The sequence below is a fragment of the Burkholderia sp. GbtcB21 genome (assembly GCF_019091065.1).
Lineage (GTDB): Bacteria > Pseudomonadota > Gammaproteobacteria > Burkholderiales > Burkholderiaceae > Burkholderia > Burkholderia pyrrocinia_C.
On the sequence record NZ_JAGXKA010000008.1, the window covers coordinates 277,662 to 290,671 of the forward strand.

Annotated in this window: 10 protein-coding genes; 4 read left to right on the forward strand and 6 right to left on the reverse strand. The window is 67.8% G+C overall.

Translation table 11 applies throughout. The features are described 5' to 3' along the window. Positions 1 to 1,440 (reverse strand): aldehyde dehydrogenase family protein, encoded by a 1,440-nt coding sequence (locus tag KVT39_RS20225; protein ID WP_034178735.1) that lies wholly within the window; start codon positions 1,438 to 1,440, stop codon positions 1 to 3. A gap of 274 nt (positions 1,441 to 1,714) precedes the next feature. Between KVT39_RS20225 and ppa the strand changes: the two genes are divergently transcribed. Beyond that, on the forward strand, positions 1,715 to 2,242 hold the full coding sequence (ppa, locus tag KVT39_RS20230) for an inorganic diphosphatase (RefSeq protein ID WP_034178734.1): 528 nt from the start codon (positions 1,715 to 1,717) through the stop codon (positions 2,240 to 2,242). A gap of 55 nt (positions 2,243 to 2,297) precedes the next feature. On the opposite strand, the gene KVT39_RS20235 is transcribed toward ppa, so the two are convergent. Then, positions 2,298 to 3,221, reverse strand: a complete 924-nt coding sequence (locus KVT39_RS20235) for a GIY-YIG nuclease family protein (RefSeq protein WP_217590054.1) — start codon at positions 3,219 to 3,221, stop codon at positions 2,298 to 2,300. 49 nt (positions 3,222 to 3,270) lie between these two features. Continuing rightward, a complete protein-coding gene (locus tag KVT39_RS20240) occupies positions 3,271 to 4,305 on the reverse strand; it encodes an AraC family transcriptional regulator (RefSeq protein ID WP_217590055.1) in 1,035 nt (344 codons plus the stop codon). Positions 4,306 to 4,456: 151 nt separating this feature from the next. Here KVT39_RS20240 and KVT39_RS20245 point away from each other — a divergent pair, with 151 nt between their 5' ends. After that, positions 4,457 to 6,715: a glycoside hydrolase family 3 C-terminal domain-containing protein gene (locus tag KVT39_RS20245; protein ID WP_217590056.1), complete on the forward strand. Its 2,259-nt coding sequence runs from the start codon at positions 4,457 to 4,459 to the stop codon at positions 6,713 to 6,715. 99 nt (positions 6,716 to 6,814) lie between these two features. Here the strand turns inward: KVT39_RS20245 and KVT39_RS20250 are convergent, their stop codons facing one another. Then, the gene (locus KVT39_RS20250; protein ID WP_034184762.1) at positions 6,815 to 7,993 is read right to left on the reverse strand and encodes a GNAT family N-acetyltransferase; all 1,179 of its coding nucleotides are present in this window, start codon (positions 7,991 to 7,993) and stop codon (positions 6,815 to 6,817) included. A gap of 109 nt (positions 7,994 to 8,102) precedes the next feature. Here KVT39_RS20250 and KVT39_RS20255 point away from each other — a divergent pair, with 109 nt between their 5' ends. Then, a complete protein-coding gene (locus tag KVT39_RS20255) occupies positions 8,103 to 9,809 on the forward strand; it encodes an NAD+ synthase (protein WP_217590057.1) in 1,707 nt (568 codons plus the stop codon). Between the two features lie 77 nt (positions 9,810 to 9,886). Then, positions 9,887 to 10,225 carry a P-II family nitrogen regulator gene (locus KVT39_RS20260; RefSeq protein WP_006398637.1) on the forward strand — a complete coding sequence of 113 codons (339 nt, stop codon included), beginning with the start codon at positions 9,887 to 9,889 and terminating at the stop codon, positions 10,223 to 10,225. Between the two features lie 140 nt (positions 10,226 to 10,365). On the opposite strand, the gene KVT39_RS20265 is transcribed toward KVT39_RS20260, so the two are convergent. Further along, positions 10,366 to 11,451: a porin gene (locus KVT39_RS20265; protein WP_105392929.1), complete on the reverse strand. Its 1,086-nt coding sequence runs from the start codon at positions 11,449 to 11,451 to the stop codon at positions 10,366 to 10,368. 557 nt (positions 11,452 to 12,008) lie between these two features. Continuing rightward, on the reverse strand, positions 12,009 to 12,935 hold the full coding sequence (locus KVT39_RS20270; RefSeq protein ID WP_034184915.1) for a LysR family transcriptional regulator: 927 nt from the start codon (positions 12,933 to 12,935) through the stop codon (positions 12,009 to 12,011). Positions 12,936 to 13,010: the final 75 nt, after the last annotated feature.

The following is a 13,010-nucleotide window of genomic DNA, read 5'->3' on the forward strand; positions in this document are numbered from 1 at the left end:
TCAGCCGTGCCGGATCGCGATCGTCTTCAGTGCGGTAAAGCCGTACAGCGCCTCGAAGCCTTTTTCGCGGCCGTGACCCGAGTGGCCGACGCCGCCGAACGGCAGTTCGACGCCGCCGCCCGCGCCATAGTTGTTGATGAACACCTGGCCCGCACGCAGGCGCCGCGCGACGCGCATCTGGCGCGCGCCGTCGCGCGTCCAGATGCCCGCGACGAGGCCGTACGGCGTGCCGTTCGCGAGCGCGACGGCTTCGTCTTCGTCGACGAAGCGCATCGCGGCGAGCACGGGGCCGAACACTTCCTCCTGCGCAAGCCGGTGCGACGGCGGCACGTCGCGCAACAGCGCGGGTGCCTGGTAGAAGCCGCTTTCGGGCGCGTCGGCGACGACCTGCCCGTGCGCGGCCATCGGAATGCCGTCGTGCTGCGCGTCGGACAGGAAATCCCACACGCGCTGCTGCTGCTTCGCGTTGATCAGCGGGCCGCAGTCGAGGTCGGCGCGGCTCGGGCCGACGCGCAGCCCGTTGAACGCGGTGGCGAGGCGCTCGAGGAGCGGCTCGTAGACCGCGCGCTCGATCAGCACGCGGCTGCCGGCCGAGCAGGTCTGGCCGCCGTTCTGCACGATCGCCGACACGAGCACGGGCAGCGCCGCTTCGAGATCGGCATCGGCGAACACGATCTGCGGCGACTTGCCGCCGAGTTCGAGCGTGACCGGCACGTGGTTCTCGGCCGCCATCTGCGTGACCAGCTTGCCGGTGGCCGGCGAACCCGTAAACGAGATGTGGTCGATGCCCGGATGGCGCGCGAGCGCGGCGCCGGCTTCATGGCCGTAGCCGGTGACGATGTTGAGCGCACCGGCCGGCAGCCCGGCCTCGGCGGCCAGTTCGGCGACGCGCAGCACCGACAGGCACGCATCCTCGGCCGGCTTGACGACGCACGCGTTGCCGGCCGCGAGCGCCGCGCCGACGCTGCGCCCGAAGATCTGCATCGGGTAGTTCCACGGCACGATGTGGCCCGTGACGCCGTGCGGCTCGCGCACCGTCAGCACCGTATAGCCGGCCTGATAGGGGAGGGTTTCGCCGTGCAGCTTGTCGGCGGCGCCTGCATAGAACTCGAAGTAGCGCGCGAGCGCGGCCGCATCGGCGCGCGCCTGCTTCAGCGGCTTGCCGGTGTCGCGCGCCTCGATCGCCGCGAGTTCCTCGATGGAATCGGCCACGCGCGCCGACAGCCGCATCAGCACGCGGCCGCGCTCGGCGGCGCTCGCGGCGCCCCATGCGCCCACGAATGCGTCGCGGGCTGCGGCGACCGCGCGCTCGATGTCGGGCGCGGTGCCGCGCGCGATCGTCGCGAACGGCTGGCCGTCGGATGGGTCGACGACCGCGATCGTTTCCAGTTGCGCGGGCAACGTCCATTCACCCGCGATGAAGTGCTTCGCCTCTTCCATGCCTGCTCCTGTCGAACAGCGTTAGCGCTTCAGCGCTTACTCTGGTCCCATGCTTCGCGGTCGACCGGCGCCGGCGCTTCAGCGCCGACGCCGATCCCGTCCAACGCCGCTTGTGGTTCGACGGCCGGACATCCGGAACGATTATCGCGCCGATCGTCATCCGGACGCCACCGGTCGATTGGCTATAATGGCGCATTCCGTTGAGGGACGCCTGCGGCGGTGCATCGGCCGCGGCGCCCTGTCCCGAATTCCCATCGACCTACAGAGAGCGCTCATGAGCTTCAATCATGTTCCGGCCGGCAAGGACCTGCCGCAAGATTTCAACGTGATCATCGAGATTCCCGCGCAAAGCGATCCGGTGAAGTACGAGGCGGACAAGGAGCTGGGCCTCCTCGTCGTCGACCGCTTCATCGGCACGGGCATGCGCTATCCGGTGAACTACGGCTACATCCCGCAGACGCTGTCGGGCGACGGCGATCCGGTCGACGTGCTGGTGATCACGCCGTTCCCGCTGCTGGCCGGCTCGATCGTGCGTTCGCGCGTGCTCGGCATGCTGCAGATGACCGACGAGTCGGGCGTCGACGCGAAGCTGGTCGCGGTGCCGCACGACAAGATCTGCCCGATGACGGCGAACCTGAAGTCGATCGACGACGTGCCCGAGTACCTGAAGGACCAGATCAAGCACTTCTTCGAGCAATACAAGGCGCTCGAGAAGGGCAAGTGGGTGAAGGTCGAAGGCTGGGCCGGCATCGAAGCCGCGCACAAGGAAATCACCGACGGCGCCGCGAACTACAAGAAGTAAGCGGCGCGCCGGCCGACGGCCGGTTCGTGTGAAACGCAAAACCGCGCGTGTCTCCTCAGGAGGCCGCGCGGTTTTGTTTTGCGCGCGCGGTTTTCTTGCGTGCGGAAGGGGAGGCGGGCGGGGCGGTGGTCAACGCGTCCTTCGCGCCCGTCGTGCGTTTGGCGCGTCGAGGCGCAACGGAGACCACGGTGGCTTCTTCGGCGGATTTCGTGGCCGACGGACGGCGGCGAACCGGTGCGGGGCCGGTGGTGTCGCGTCCGTTCGTGACGGGCTTGCCGTTGGTTGCCGGAGCTTTTCTTTTCGACGATGAGGACGCGGCCTGTTGGCCTTTTTTCGACGACGTGCCGCGCGACGAGGTCTTTTTCACGACCGCATCGCCGTCGGTCTTCGCGTTCTTCGCGACCGGCGCGGCTTTTGCCGCCTTTGGAGCATTGGCGGCTTGTCGGGTCTTCGCGGTTTTCGCAGACTTGATGGCTTTCTCGGCTTTCTCGGCTTTCTCGGCTTTCTCGGCTTTCTCGGCTTTCTCGGCTTTCTCGGCTTTCTCGGCTTTTCCGGCTTTTCCGTTTTTTCCGGTCTTCGCGGCAGGCCGCTCAATTTCAGCCGTCTTCGTCGCGCTATCGACGGTCTCCGCTTTTGCCTTCACCTTCTTCCGCCCGCGCGCACCCGCCTTCAACCCGGCAGCCTCACCATTTCCGTCGACCGTCACACCAACCGGCAGCACCGATTCCAGCGTCCGCAACCCGGCCGCCAGCTCGCGCTTCTGCGTGGGCGTGAGCCGCTTCACCCAGTATTCGGCGCGCGACGCGCTCGACCGGTCGGGCAGCGGAAACGACGCGAGCACCGCGCGCGGCTTGCGCGAGCGCGTGTAGCGCGCGCCCTTGCCGGCGGCATGCTCGTCGAAGCGCGCGGCGACGTCGGTCGTGATGCCCGTGTAGACGCTGTCGTCGGCGCATTCGATCAGATACAGAAACCAGGACATGGCGGGGCGGCGGGATGCGAAGCCGCCAGTGTCTCAGAAAAGTTGCGCGTCATCGCAGTCCGTCGCCGTGCCCGTCGCGAAAGCGGCTCGGCGCCGCGCCGAGTTCGCGCGTGAAGAAGCGCGTGAACGCGCTCGTCGAACGGAAGCCGACGCGCACGCCGATCTCGCCGATCGGCAATTGCGTATTCAGCAGCAGGTCGCGCGCCTCGCAGAGCCGTGCCTGCGCGACGAGCGCGTGGAAGCCGACGGCTTCGCGATGCAGCCGCCGGCGCAGCGTCCAGCGCGACATCGCGAAGCGCGTGCACACGTGCTGCATCAGCGTGTCGGCCGGCACGTCGGCGTCGTCGGAGGTACGCAGCCAGTCGCGCACGCATTGCTCGACGGACGAGCCGAACGTCGAGCGCACGCGAACCCGGTCGCGCGCGGCGTCGGCCGCATGACGCTGGATGCCGGCGAGCGGCGCATTGTAGCGCTCGAACGGCGTGTCGAAGTGCGCAGAGCGCAGCACGATGCGGTTGTGCGCGGCGTCGAACGACACCGGCGCGCCGAGCATGTCGCGCAGCGCGGCCGCGGGCGCGAACGCACGGCCGGCGAATTCCGCGTCGTCGACGCGCACGTGCGGATCGTACAGGCGCGCGAGCGCCGCGAGGATCGCGAGGTTCGCGAGCGCACTGCCCGCGTGCCGGCCGTCTCCTTCGTTCACGTATTCGAGCGCGATCGCATCGCCGTTCTCGTGCGCGAAGACCCAGTCGACGTTGCCGATCAGCTCGCGATAGTGCAGGTAACCGTGCAGCGCGTCGCGCAGCGTCGCCGCATTGCACGTGACGCCCGCGAGCTCCGGGAACGGCACGAGCCACGGCACGGCCTGAGGCGGCGAGCGGTGCCAGGACAGCGGCCATCCGCTCGTCAGCCGCATCGCGGCGACGTGCCGGTCGCCCGCGATGCGGCGCGTGTCGTCGGCGAGTTCGGCCGGCCCGATGCCGAGCGCCTCGTAAAGCGGAGCAACGTCGATGCCGTTCGCGCGCGCGTCTTCGCACAGCCAGCGGTAGATCCGGATGGATACCGATTTCTGTCGCAACTCCATGTCTGTCTCCCTGTCGTCATGCCGTTCGGGTTTGTCCCCGCTGCGAGAGGTCAACGCATGCTCCTGCCGGTCAAGCGTGGTGACCGGTCGATTTTTAGACTCGGACGCTGGAGTGTGGCGACAAGTACAACAGATCGATTCAGGAGGATCAATGAAAACTTCGCTGTTCCGGTGTTCGACGATCGCGTCCGCGTGCGCGCTCACGGTGCTGCTCGCGTCGTGCGGCGGCGACGACATTCAGCCGGGCCCCGTCGCGCCGGCCGACCCCGATGCCGCTGCCGACCAGCGCGCGGCCTCGCTCGTCGCGCAACTGACGACCGACGAGAAGCTGCAGCTCGTGCACGGCACGGGCCTGCCCGCACTCGACCTGGGCGGGCCGTTTCCGGCCGATGCGCTGAACGGCGCGAGCTACATCCCGGGCGTGCCGCGGCTCGGCATCCCGGGCGTCAGCAGCGCCGATTCGGCGGGCGGCGTGAACGTGAAGAATGCGCGCGTGACCGCGCTGCCCGCGCCGGTCGCGCTCGCGGCGACATGGGATCCGGCGCTCGCGGGCACCTACGGCACGCGCATCGCGCTCGAACTGCGCGCGCTCGGTTTCGCGGAAGGGCTCGGCGGCGGCGTGAACCTCGCGCGCGAGCCGCGCAACGGCCGCACGTTCGAATACATGGGCGAGGATCCGGTGCTCGCGGGCACGCTGAGCGCCGCGCGCACGAACGCGACGCAGGCGCAGAAGGTGATCGCGACGATCAAGCACTTCGCGTTCAACGACCAGGAAACCAACCGGATGACGATCGATTCGGTCGTCGACGAGCGGACCATGCGCGAGGCCGAGCTGCTCGCGTTCGAGATCGGCGTGAAGGACGGCCAGCCGGGCAACGTCATGTGCTCGTACAACAAGCTGAACGGCGTGTATGCGTGCGAGAACCCGTATCTGCTGACGACGGTGCTGAAGAACGAGTGGGGCTTCAAGGGCGTCGTGCAGTCGGACTGGGGCGCGACGCATTCGACGGTCGCGGCCGTACAGGCGGGGCTCGACGAGGAACAGCCGGGCGCGGCCGACGACAACAACGCGCCGCTCGGCTCGTTCTTCAACACGAAGCTGCGTGCGGCGCTGCAGGCCGGCAGCGTATCGGTCGCGCGCCTGAACGACATGGTGCAGCGCAAGCTGCGCACGCTGATCCGCATCGGCGTGATGGACGCGCCGCCGAAGCCGGGCGGTGCGATCGACGAAGCCGCCGGCAACGCCGATGCGCTCGCGATCGCGCGACAGTCCGCGGTGCTGCTGAAGAATGCGGCCGTGCCCGGCGATGCGCAGCCCGTGCTGCCGCTGGCGGCCGGCGTGCTCAAGTCGGTCGTCGTGATCGGCGGCCATGCGGACGCGGGCGTGCTGTCGGGCGGCGGCTCGGGCGCGGTGCCGGCGATCGACGGCAATGCGGTGACGACCTGCCAGCAGCCGGCCGACACGCTGTTCGGAGGCTGTGCGACCTGGTACAAGTCCGCGCCGCTCGCGGCGATCCGCGCGAAGGCGCCGAACGCGTCGGTCAGCTATCTCGACGGGACCGATGCGAACGCCGCCGCGAACGCGGCCGCGCAGGCCGATGTCGCGATCGTGTTCGCGACGCAATGGCAGACGGAAGGGCTCGACCTGGCGAGCCTGTCGCTGCCCGATGCGAAGGCCGATCCGTACAACCAGCAGTACGACCAGAACGCGCTGATCGCCGCGGTCGCGGCGAAGGCGAAGCGCACGATCGTCGTGCTCGAGAACGGCAGCCCCGTGCTGATGCCGTGGCTCGCGAACGTACACGGCGTGCTCGACGCATGGTATCCGGGCGTGCAGGGCGGCCAGGCGATCGCGGACCTGCTGTTCGGCGATGCGAACCCGTCGGGCCGGCTGCCGCTGACGTTCCCGAAGCAGGAGGCCGACCTGCCTCAGCCGACGATCGACCCGTCGGGCCGGCAATCGGTCTATGCGGAAGGGCTCGCGTACGGCTACCGCTGGTTCGACGCGAAGGCGATCGAGCCGCTGTTCCCGTTCGGCTATGGGCTGTCGTACACGACGTATGCCCTTGCCGGGATGACCGCGCAGGCCGATGCATCGGGCAACGTGACGGTTGGCGTGACGGTGACGAACACGGGCGCGCGGGCCGGTACGCAAACGGTGCAGATCTACGCGGCGTTGCCCGCATCGCTCGGCGAACCGCCGAAGCGGCTCGTCGGCTGGACCAAGGTCGCGCTGCAGCCGGGCGAGTCGCGCGCGCTCAGCATTGCGGTTCCGTCGCAGCGTTTCGCGACCTGGGACGTGAACACGCATGCATGGCGGGTAAGCGCGGGCAGCTATACGCTCACGGCCGCCGCGTCGTCGCGCGATCCGCAGGCGCTGTCGCAGGCGGTGTCGCTCGCGGCGCGCTGACCGGCCGCGTCATGCGCGGGGCAGACCCGGAGCATCGCTCCGGCCGGCCCCGCGCCGAATGTGCCCGATGCAGACCGGCGGCGCACGCGCCGACTCGCGCTACTCGGCGCCGCGCCGGAACGGATCGTGCTCGCGCAGCTCGTCGACGTACGCGTGAATCTGCTCGGTCTCGCGTTCGAGAAAGCGCGCGACCGCATCCGAGAACGCCGGGTGCGCGAGCCAGTGCGCGGAGTGCGTGACGGTCGGCAGGAAACCGCGCGCGAGCTTGTGCTCGCCTTGCGCACCGCCTTCGAACGTATCGAGCCCGGCCTCGATGCAGAATTCGAGCAGCTGGTAGTAGGCCGTTTCGAAATGCAGGCAGGGCACGTGCTCGAGCGCGCCCCAGTAGCGGCCGTACAGCGTGCCGCCGCCGTGCTCGCCGCGCCGGTAGATGGCGAGCGCGCTCGCGATCGGCTGGCCGTCGGCTTCCGCGATCACGAGCAGCAGGTTCTCGGGCATTGTCGCGCCGATCGTGCGGAAGAAGTCGAGGTTCAGGTACGGGCTCGAATAGTGTTCGCGGTAGGTCTGCCGGTAGCAGCGCGAGAAGAAGCGCCAGTCGGCATCGCTGATCCGGTCGCCGGTCAGCCGCCGGAACGTCACGCCCGCATCGTGCACCTTGCGCCGTTCCGCGCGGATGTTCTTGCGCTTCTTCTGCTCGAGCGTGGCGAGGAAATCGTCGAAGTGGCGGTAGCCGTCGTTGATCCAATGGAACTGCACGCCTTCGCGCAGCATCATCCCCATCGATTCGAGGAGCCGCGCTTCGTCGCCGGTCGGGAACAGCACGTGCAGCGACGACACGTCGCTCTGCTCGGCGAATGCGAGCAGCGTGGCCGCGAGCCGGCGGCGCGCATCGTCGTCGGCCGCGAGCAGGCGCGTGCCCTGCACCGGCGTGAACGGCACCGCGCACAGCAGTTTCGGGTAGTAGGGCAGGTCGTTGCGCTGGTACGCGTCGGCCCACGCCCAGTCGAACACGTATTCGCCGTACGAATGCTGCTTCGCGTACACGGGCGCGGCGGCAACGAGGCGGCCGGTGCCCGCATCGGTCAGCGTGACGAAATGCGGCGACCAGCCGGTATCGTCGACCGCGCAGCGCGCGACGTGCAGTGCGTCGAGGAATTCGTGGCGCAGGAACGGCGTCGGCTGCGCGTCGCGCGCGAGCAGCGCGTTCCACTCTTCGGCCGGCACCTCCGCGGGGGACGACAGGATGCCCGTGCGATAATCGATGCGTTCGTGTTTCAAGCGTGAATCCGTACCGTTGGATGTTGCCGGATGCGTGCCGTCGTGGCCCGCGTCCGGGACGATTTCGTCAGCCGTTCAGGGCGCGCCGCCGGGCTGCGCCGATCCCGTCATGAAGACCCGACTCGCTCTCGCCCAGATCAACGTCACCGTCGGCGATTTCGCCGGCAACGTCGCGCGCATCGTCGCAGCCGCGCGCGCCGCGCACAACGATGGTGCGCAATTGATGGTCGCGCCCGAACTCGCGCTGTCCGGCTATCCGCCGGAAGACCTGCTGCTGCGGCCCGCGTTCTACGCGGCGGCGGCCGCCGCGCTCGACTCGCTCGCCGACGCGCTGAAGCCGTTCGACGGGCTTGCGGTGCTGGTCGGCCATCCGATGCGCGGCGTGGGCGGCGATCCGATCGCGCCAGCCGTCGATGGTAATGCAAACCGCCCGATCGAGCGCGGCGTGCCGCCCACCGACACCTTCAACGCGGCGTCGCTGATCGTCGGCGGCGAGATCGTCGGCACCTACCGCAAGCAGGATCTGCCCAACGCCGAGGTGTTCGACGAGAAGCGCTATTTCGCGACGGACGCCGAGCCGCTCGTGTTCGAGCTGAACGGCGTGAAATACGGCGTGATCATCTGCGAGGACGCGTGGCACGCGTCGGCCGCGCAGATCGCGAAGGCGGCCGGCGCGCAGGTGCTGCTGATCCCGAACGGCTCGCCGTACCACATGAACAAGGAAGCGGTGCGCATCGAGATCCTGCGCGCGCGGATTCGCGAGACCGGGCTGCCGATGGTGTACGTGAACCTCGTCGGCGGCCAGGACGAGCTCGTGTTCGACGGCGGCTCGTTCGTGCTCGACGCGCAAGGCGCGCTCGTCGCGAAGATGCCGCAGTTCGACGAAGGGCACGCGATCGTCGAATTCGACGGCGCGCAGCCGCTGCCCGGCGCGATCGCGCCCGAGCTATCGACGGACGCGCAGGTATACCGCGCGCTCGTGACCGGCGTGCGCGACTACATCGGCAAGAACGGGTTTCCCGGTGTGCTCGTCGGGCTGTCGGGCGGCGTCGATTCCGCGCTGGTGCTGGCCGTCGCATGCGATGCGCTCGGGCCCGAACGCGTGCGCGCGGTGATGATGCCGTCGCGCTTCACGGCCGACATCTCGACCACCGATGCGGCGGAGATGGCGCGGCGCGTCGGCGTGCGCTACGACGAGATCGCGATCGCGCCGATGTTCGACGCATTCCGCGCGTCGCTCGCTGGCGAGTTCGCGGGCCTCGCGGAAGATGCGACCGAGGAGAACATCCAGGCGCGCATTCGCGGCACGCTGCTGATGGCGCTGTCGAACAAGTTCGGCTCGATCGTGCTGACGACCGGCAACAAGAGCGAGATGGCGGTCGGCTACTGCACGCTGTACGGCGACATGGCCGGCGGTTTCGCGGTGATCAAGGATATCGCGAAGACGCTCGTGTACCGGCTCTGCCGCTATCGCAACGAAACGGCCGACTACGTGCTGCGCAACGTGATCCCCGAGCGGATCCTGACGCGCGCGCCGTCGGCCGAGCTGCGCGAGAACCAGACCGACCAGGACAGCCTGCCGCCGTACGACGTACTCGACGCGATCATGCGGATGTACATGGAAGAAGACCGGCCGCTCGCCGAGATCGTCGCGGCCGGTTATGCGCAGGCCGACGTCGAACGCGTGACGCGGCTCATCAAGATCAACGAATACAAGCGCCGCCAGGCGCCGATCGGCATCCGCGTCACGCATCGCGCATTCGGGCGCGACTGGCGCTACCCGATCACGTCACGCTTTACCGAGCGTCTCGACTGACCCGTGCGCGGCTTACCGCACGGCTTACAATCGGGATCGCGCTTTTTCATCCAAACGAGCATTGAGGGACAACCATCATGAAACGCATTACAGCCATCATCAAGCCGTTCAAGCTGGACGAAGTCCGCGAAGCGCTCGCCGAAGTGGGTCTCACGGGCCTGACCGTGACGGAAGTGAAGGGCTTCGGCCGCCAGAAGGGGCATACCGAGCTGTATCGCGGCGCCGAATATGTGGTCGACTTCCTGCCGAAGATGAAGATCGAGGTGGTCGTCGCGGAAGCGCAGGTCGACCAGGTGATCGACGCGGTGATCGGCGCGGCGCGCACCGGCAAGATCGGCGACGGCAAGATCTTCGTGTCGGACGTCGAACGCGTGATCCGCATCCGTACCGGCGAAGAGAACGAAGCGGCCGTCTGAGCACCGTATTCGTCGGTGGGCCGTGCGAAACCGGCCCGCCAATAAAAAACGGTGCGATACCCGGTTGGGTACCGCACCGATACGCGCCTCTCGCAGCAGCGTGGAAAGTGTTGTCGAATCGTTCTTTGGACGGCGCCTGATCAGAACAGGTGCTGGATGCCGGCGTAGACGCCGGTCTGGCTGCCGCCCGGATGCGGGTTGCCGGTCGACACGGCCGTGCCCGCGCCGTTCGCGTTCAGGCCGAAGTTGGCCGTCGAGCTGTTGCGCACCGTCGCGACCTGCACGTCGAACAGCGTGCGCTTCGAGATGTTGTACGAACCGCCGACCGTGTAGATGTTCGCGTTGCCGCCGCCGTGGTTCGCGTTCACGTGATACACGGCCGCGATCAGCGCCGCTGCCGGCGTGGCCTGCCACGTCACGCCACCCCAGATCTGCTGGGTGCCGGTGATACCGTTGTTGACGGCCGGGCCGCCGCTGCCGTCCGCGTGCGACGACTGGTAGGCGGCCTGCAGCTTGAACTGGCCGAGGAACACGTTCGCGCCCGCGAAGTATTCACGCGAGTAGTTGAACACGTCCGAGAAGCGGCCGTTGCTGTCGCGCGTTTCGTCGTAGATGCCGCGCAACTGGAACAGCGAGTTCGTGTAGGTGATCTGCGCGCCGGCTGCACGGCCCGGCTGGCCGGCCGTCGTGTTGCCGTTGAAGCTGGTCGAGTTCGAGAACGCGAACTGGCCGTAGAAGTCGAAGCCGTAGAACTGCGGCGACTGGTACGACACGTTGTTGCTGGTCTTGTTCCAGTTGCGGCCGCGCACGAGCGATGCCGACGACCAGCTCGACTGGCCCAGCGGATCGAAGTCCCACACGCCGTTCGCGATCGCGAGTTCACGACCGAACAGCAGCGTACCGTAGCGGTCGTTCGAGATGCCGACCGTCGCGAAACGATCCCAGATCGAGCCGGACGTGCCGAGACCGCCGTTCATCGTGTTGAACGCGCCTTCGAGGTGGAACAGGACCTTGTTGCCGCCGCCGATGTCCTCGCTACCCTTCAAGCCCCACAGGCTCGTGCCCCAGTCGCCGCTTTCCGCGCGCACTTGGTGGCCGTTTTGCAGGCCGTTCAAGTACTCGATGCCGGCATCCAGACGGCCATACAGCGTGACGCTGCTCTGCGCGTGCGCCGTCACCACCCCAGCAGCCATCAGCGCGGCCGCGACCAAAGCTTTCTTCATCATCTCCTCCATACCCTGTCAAAAAGTCAACCCAGACTGCACGAGATGCCCGGAGCGCGAGCGCCGGGCAAAAGCGGGATAACCAGGGAGACCTCGTGCAGGGCCGGTAAGCACGGCACGCGGGCAAGCAGACGGAAAACCGTTGAGCGGTCCCGCGCAGCCGGGTCGGCCTGCGGGGTCTCCTTGTATTGTCGTGAAGCTAAACTACATTTCACGAACTTCGTTTTGCTACTTTGGTTACTAATTTAGCAAAAATACAATTTTGTGGCGATGGAAATCGTTGTTTGACTAACACCTGTCGCCAATTTGCCATGCAACACAGTGCGCAACAGGTGCCATAAGGGTTCGCAATTACCGGAAAACCCTTGTCCCGCAAGGGAGACATGAATTCCGCGTACATGGGTCAAGGATTGCCACTATTGACGTTGCAGGGGCGCGGGCGTAAGCGCGAAAGACGTGAAATTGGTAAGTATTTCGTAATGAATCGGCGGCCGCCGGATGCCGCTGTCCCATGCCTGCAACGCCCGCCGCATAAGGCGTGCGGCCGCGGCGTATCGAGTTCAGCCGGGGCCCGGCCGTGCGTCGAGCAGCTGCGCGCGAATCCAGCGGTGCGCATCGGTGCGCGCATGCTTCGCGTGCGAGTAGACCTTCACCGTGTAGCGCGGGATCTCGAACGGCGCGGGGAAGATGCGGATCGGCGCCGCGTGCCGCAGCGCCTGCGCGGCGCGGTTCGGCACGGTCATCAGGAGTGCGGATTCCGCGATCACGAACGGCGCGGCGAGCACGGTCGGCAACTGCACGGCGACCTGCCGCGCGAGGCCGAGCCGGTCGAGCACGTAGTCGACGACGCCGCGCGCTTCGTTCCACGGCGTGACGACCACGTGGCGGGCCGCCAGGTACTGGTCGAGCGTCAGCCGCCGGCGGATGTCCGGATGCGCGGCGCTTGCGATCACGACGTAGTCGTCGGAGAACCAGTCGAAATCCTCGATGCCCGGCGCGTCGGCCGTCGATTCCTCGTGGTAGCCGAGCGCGAAATCGATACGGCCGGCCGCCAGCTCGTCGACGGAAATCTTCCGGTCGGAATGCACGACGCGGATCCGCAGCCGCGGCGCGACGTGCTGGATGCGCGCGAGGAACGCCGGCAGCACCGCGAACGCCGTGTAGTCGGTCGCGGCGAACACGAACGTGCGGTCGCTTTGCGCGGGATCGAAGCGGCGCGCGCGGGCGAGCCCCTTCGACATCGCGTCGAGCGCGTCGCCGGCCCACGTGGCGATGTCGTCGGCGCGCACGGTCGGCTGCATCTCGTTGCCGAGTCGCACGAACAGCGCGTCGCCGATCGCGTCGCGCAACCGCGCGAGCGCGTGGCTCAGCGCGGACGGGCTCATTGCAAGCTCGTGCGCGGCCGCGGCGACCGATCGGTGGCGGTACAGCGCGTCGAACGCGAGCAGCAGGTTCAGGTCGAGACGACGCAGGTCGGGATGCATCATGTTCAGGTCCGGATGAAGAAACTGCACTTCCTGCAGGCACGGCGCGAACGTAGCATGACGGTCTGATCGGCGCCA

Excerpts from the sequence above, each read along its gene's own strand:
- KVT39_RS20225 (WP_034178735.1), bottom strand. The coding sequence starts at position 1,440 with ATGGAAGAGGCGAAGCACTTCATCGCGGGTGAATGGACGTTGCCCGCG.
- ppa (WP_034178734.1), top strand. The coding sequence starts at position 1,715 with ATGAGCTTCAATCATGTTCCGGCCGGCAAGGACCTGCCGCAAGATTTC.
- KVT39_RS20235 (WP_217590054.1), bottom strand. The coding sequence starts at position 3,221 with ATGTCCTGGTTTCTGTATCTGATCGAATGCGCCGACGACAGCGTCTAC.
- KVT39_RS20240 (WP_217590055.1), bottom strand. The coding sequence starts at position 4,305 with ATGGAGTTGCGACAGAAATCGGTATCCATCCGGATCTACCGCTGGCTG.
- KVT39_RS20245 (WP_217590056.1), top strand. The coding sequence starts at position 4,457 with ATGAAAACTTCGCTGTTCCGGTGTTCGACGATCGCGTCCGCGTGCGCG.
- KVT39_RS20255 (WP_217590057.1), top strand. The coding sequence starts at position 8,103 with ATGAAGACCCGACTCGCTCTCGCCCAGATCAACGTCACCGTCGGCGAT.
- KVT39_RS20260 (WP_006398637.1), top strand. The coding sequence starts at position 9,887 with ATGAAACGCATTACAGCCATCATCAAGCCGTTCAAGCTGGACGAAGTC.
- KVT39_RS20265 (WP_105392929.1), bottom strand. The coding sequence starts at position 11,451 with ATGATGAAGAAAGCTTTGGTCGCGGCCGCGCTGATGGCTGCTGGGGTG.
- KVT39_RS20270 (WP_034184915.1), bottom strand. The coding sequence starts at position 12,935 with ATGATGCATCCCGACCTGCGTCGTCTCGACCTGAACCTGCTGCTCGCG.